Source organism: Sphingopyxis sp. A083 (genome assembly GCF_001468495.1).
In the GTDB taxonomy this organism is placed as follows: domain Bacteria; phylum Pseudomonadota; class Alphaproteobacteria; order Sphingomonadales; family Sphingomonadaceae; genus Sphingopyxis; species Sphingopyxis terrae.
Map to the genome: position 1 here is coordinate 1 of NZ_LNSK01000021.1, position 4209 is coordinate 4209.

At 64.4% G+C, this 4209-nt stretch carries 4 protein-coding genes; 1 reads left to right on the plus strand and 3 read right to left on the minus strand.

Annotated elements, in window-relative coordinates; genetic code table 11:
• Positions 1-129 precede the first annotated feature (129 nt).
• On the plus strand, positions 130-525 hold the full coding sequence (locus ATE59_RS17345; protein WP_058813489.1) for a DUF2846 domain-containing protein: 396 nt from the start codon (positions 130-132) through the stop codon (positions 523-525).
• Here the strand turns inward: ATE59_RS17345 and ATE59_RS17945 are convergent.
• The 3 genes from ATE59_RS17945 to ATE59_RS18095 form a co-directional block, all read right to left on the minus strand.
• Entirely contained in the window at positions 522-746 is a 225-nt protein-coding gene (locus ATE59_RS17945) for a hypothetical protein (protein WP_156416835.1), read from the minus strand. The two genes, ATE59_RS17345 and ATE59_RS17945, sit on opposite strands and share 4 nt — an antisense overlap.
• Before the next feature lie 474 nt (positions 747-1220).
• A complete protein-coding gene (gene ptsP, locus ATE59_RS17350) occupies positions 1221-3518 on the minus strand; it encodes a phosphoenolpyruvate--protein phosphotransferase (protein ID WP_058813490.1) in 2298 nt (765 codons plus the stop codon).
• A gap of 76 nt (positions 3519-3594) precedes the next feature.
• Positions 3595-4209 (minus strand): hypothetical protein (locus ATE59_RS18095; protein ID WP_058813491.1); only part of this gene is annotated, 615 nt, incomplete at its 5' end.

The following is a 4209-nucleotide window of genomic DNA, read 5'->3' on the forward strand; positions in this document are numbered from 1 at the left end:
GGTCATTTTCTTAACCGTTCCCGCCGATATCATCGAACGATCCATTTGGGTCGAGGCGCACCCCGGCGACAATATCGTCCCGCTCCGCGTCCGCCCGCATCTTCGCCTGGTTGAATGAAAGGAAGTCTCATGATCCGGTCTGTTGCAGCGGCCGCACTTCTTATTGCGGTGCCGGTGTCCGCCCAGGACGCGGTCCCCACAGAAGCCGAAGGCAAAATCGTGATCTACCGCGGCGGCAGCGTCTGGGGAGCGGGGGTTGCTTGCCCTGTGCGTTATGAGGGGAAGGAAGTGGTTGAGCTTGGCCGCGGCAAGTTCGCCGAGTGGTCTGTCGCTCCTGGTCGATACATCTTGACGAACAAGACAGCGAGCGTCGAGGTCAACGTCGCCGCCGGCGAAACGCGCTATGTTCGCTGCCAGATCAAAACCGGCTTCATGTCCGGTCGGGCCGACCTCCAAATCGTCGACCGGGCAAGCTTCGAAGATGTGCAGGGCGATCTTGAGCGCAAGGATATCGCCGCGCGCTAAATCGCCGGACCTTCTTTCAGCGCGGCGTCCACCATCGCCTCCCAACCGCCTTCTGTCGCGGCGCGAATCCGCTCGGTTGGTTCGCGGATCGCCATCAACGCTGTTCGGGCCGCGGACAGATAACTTCGCCACATTGGCTCGCCCTCGAACTGGATATTCTCCGGGTGGCCATCGTGGCTACACAGCGCCCGAGCGATCCTTTCCAATGCTGGCTTGGTCATTGCGACAGCATAGCAGATGCGGCCACGGAAGCCGCTCGAATTTACGCCCCAGTTTGTAATATTGTGTCGCGGCCCGTTTGGCGGCGAGAGGCGCAGCTTTCCGCAGATAATGGCGCATCACCGAACTGGGCGTGCCTTGTCCCAGTTTCTCATGCAGATCGCCCCGTTTCGAACAGCCGACTTGGCGCGATTGGTTCGGCATGCTCAGCGTCTAAGAGGCCGCTTTTCTGCGCCTGAGAACCTTCTTGAAGGATGCCGCGCGCCGACCCCGGCCCACTACAAATCGACCTGTCACGCCGCCGTCTATTTTAACCATCGCTATAGACAGCGCTCACCGATCGCCAATTTCCGAGTGCCCGCGAAATTCCCCCGTAAATCGGCCACATTTGCCCGCTCAATCCCGCCTGTTCCCGCCTGATCCCGTCAACGGCCCCACTCCAATATGTCCTGTCCCCCTTCAGTCAGGCCGCGCGGCTATTCGCCCAGATCGACGTGGTGCTTCTGGGCCCAGTCGAGATATTGCCCGCGCGGGTTGGCGGCCGGGTGGGCGAGGATCGCCGGGACATCGCGGCGCAGCGCGCCAAGGTCGAGCGAGCGGATCATCGCCTTTACCGGACCGACCCCGGCCGGCGTAATCGACAGGCGTTCGATCCCGATGCCGAGCAACGCCATCGCTTCGAGCGGGCGGCCGCCCATTTCGCCGCAGACGCCAAGCGTGACCTTCGATCCCGATACCATTTTCACGACCCGCGCCAGATAGCGCATCACCGTCGGCGATAGCCAGTCATAGCGTTCGGCGAGGCGCGGGTGCGCGCGGTCGGCGGCGAAGAGGAACTGGGTCAGGTCATTGGTGCCGATCGACAGGAAGTCGAGGTGCGGCAGCATCAGATCGAGCGTCTCGATCAGACCCGGCACCTCGAGCATCGCGCCATAGCGGATCGCCGAGGGCAGCTTCTTGTTATGCTGTTTCAGCCAGGCGCGCTGGTTGATGAACAACTGGCGCGCCGCCTCATATTCCCAGGGTTCGGACACCATCGGGAACATCACGTTCAGCGTGCGTCCCGCGGCCGCTTCCATCAGCGCACGCGCCTGGACTTTCAGCAGGCCTTCGCGTTCGAGCGCGAGGCGCAGCGCGCGCCAGCCCATCGCCGGATTTTCCTCCAGCGCATTTTCGTCGACATTCATATAGGGCAACGCCTTGTCGCCCCCGATATCGACGGTGCGGAAGATGACAGGACGGTCGCCTGCGGCGTCGAGCACGTCGCGGTAGAGCCGCTGTTGCCGTTCGCGCTGCGGCAGCGTCGCCGACACGAGGAACTGGAATTCGGTGCGGAAGAGCCCGATACCGCGTGCGCCGGTGAGGTCGAGTGCGGCGACGTCCTCACGCAGTCCGGCGTTGATCATCAGCTCGATCGGTACCCCGTCCTTGGTGACGGCGGGCAGATCGCGCAGCGACGCCAGGCTCGCGCGGCGCTTTTGCGAGATGACGAGCTTGGCATCGAAGGCGTCCTGTACCGCCTGCGTCGGGCGCACGTGCAGCGTGCCCGCGGCGGCATCGAGGAGCAGCATGTCGCCCTCGCGGATCGAGGTCCGGACGTCGCGGACCCGGCCCAGCACGGGGACGCCCATCGCGCGCGCGACGATGATGACATGCGCGGTCAGCGACCCTTCTTCCAGGATCACGCCCTTGAGCCGGCGGCGATCATATTCGAGCAGCTCGGCGGGGCCGAGGTTGCGGGCGACGAGAATCGAATCCTGCCGCAGCCCGACTTGCGCCGCCGTCCCCATCTGCCCCGAAACGATCCGGATCAGCCGGTTCGACAGATCTTCCAGGTCGTGCATGCGGTCGCGCAGCAGCGCATCGTCGATCTGGCGCATCCGCATCCGGGTGCGTTGCTGGACGCGTTCGATGGCCGCTTCGGCGGTCAGCCCGCTGTCGATCGCTTCGTTGATCCGCCGCGACCAGCCCTCGTCATAAGCGAACATCTTGTAGGTTTCGAGCACCTCCTCATGCTCGCCGCCGACGCCGAATTCGGCCTGGCTCGCCATGCGGTCGATCTGTTCGCGCATCTTGTCGAATGCGGCGTAGACGCGGTGGCGCTCGGCCTCGATATCGTCGGCGACCGTATGTTCGATATGGACGCGCGGTTGATGGAAAACCGCGATCCCGGCGCCCATGCCGTCGACCAGTTTCTGGCCTGACAGGCGCTGCATCGACTGGTCGGTTTCGCCCGCATCGATCCGCGCCGCGGTATCGACCAGATCGGCGTTGGCGATCAGTTCGGACAGCACCATCGCGACCGTCTGCAGCGTCTCGATCTCGATCTCTTCATATCGGCGCGGTTCGGCATGCTGGACGCACAGGACGCCGACCGCGCGCTCGCGCCGGATGATCGGCACGCCGGCAAAGCTGTGGAACAGCTCCTCCCCCGTTTCAGGACGATAGGAAAAGTCGGGATGCGCCGCCGCTTCGTCGAGGTTCAGCGTTTCGATCTGTTCGGCAATCGTGCCGACCAGACCTTCGCCGAGGCCCAGTCGCGTGACGTGCACCGCCTCCTGCTTCAACCCGCGCGTGGCATAAAGTTCGAGCGCGCCTTCGCGCAGCAGATAGATGGAACAGACCTCGCTATCGAGGCATTCGCCGATGATGCCGACAACCTGGTTAAGCTTCGACTGCGCGTTGGTGCGCGCCGCCATCACCTCGTGCAGCCGCGTCAGGATCGTGCGGGCCGATTGGGCGGCGGATGTCGGCGGGGGCGGGGCGTTGGTCATCGTGCAATCCTGCTAACAGATGCACGGCGCCAACGCCATTGCCCGGCACCACTTTTATCCCGCTATTCTGGCGGTTTCAGTTGCCGCCGACGGGTGCCCCGGACGGTCCCGACACCGCTGTCGTGGCGGGCGCGGTCATCACCGGCGGGGGCGGGGCATATTTTGCGTCCCACGCGGCGACATCGGCCTGATATTTGGCATAGGCTTCATAGAAATCGACGAAGGGCTGGTCGAGCTGCGCAAGCTGGGCCGGAGCCTGCGGAATGACCTGTGCCGACGGGGTCGACGAGACGAGCTGGGCGACTTCGTTGGCGCGGGCGCAGAAGGCGCGCTGCGCCGGCGGCTGCGCGAAATAGTTGAAAAGCTGCGTCGACAGCTTGTCGCGCGCGGCGATGCCGTTGGTGCGCGTTTCCTTGCCCAGATCGGCGATGACCGTCTTTTCGGTAGACCGGATCTGCTTGGCATGCGCCTTGATGATATTGTTATAGGCCGACACCAGCGTCGCTTCTTCGGCGCCGCGGCAGCCGATCGCCGCGACGTTGAGCGCAATCTTGAGCTGCCAGAAGGCGCGGTCGCCGCTGATGCCGCTGTTCGCGGTCATGAACCGGCCGTCGACGCCGCGCGCGGGGAGGATTTGCGTCAGCGAGGCATTGCCGGGGGGCAGGGGGCGCGGCGGGATGACCACGGCCAC

What these genes read in the sequence shown, in the direction of transcription:
- ATE59_RS17345 (WP_058813489.1), top strand. Translation starts at nt 130, where the DNA reads ATGATCCGGTCTGTTGCAGCGGCCGCACTTCTTATTGCGGTGCCGGTG.
- ATE59_RS17945 (WP_156416835.1), bottom strand. Translation starts at nt 746, where the DNA reads ATGACCAAGCCAGCATTGGAAAGGATCGCTCGGGCGCTGTGTAGCCAC.
- ptsP (WP_058813490.1), bottom strand. Translation starts at nt 3,518, where the DNA reads ATGACCAACGCCCCGCCCCCGCCGACATCCGCCGCCCAATCGGCCCGC.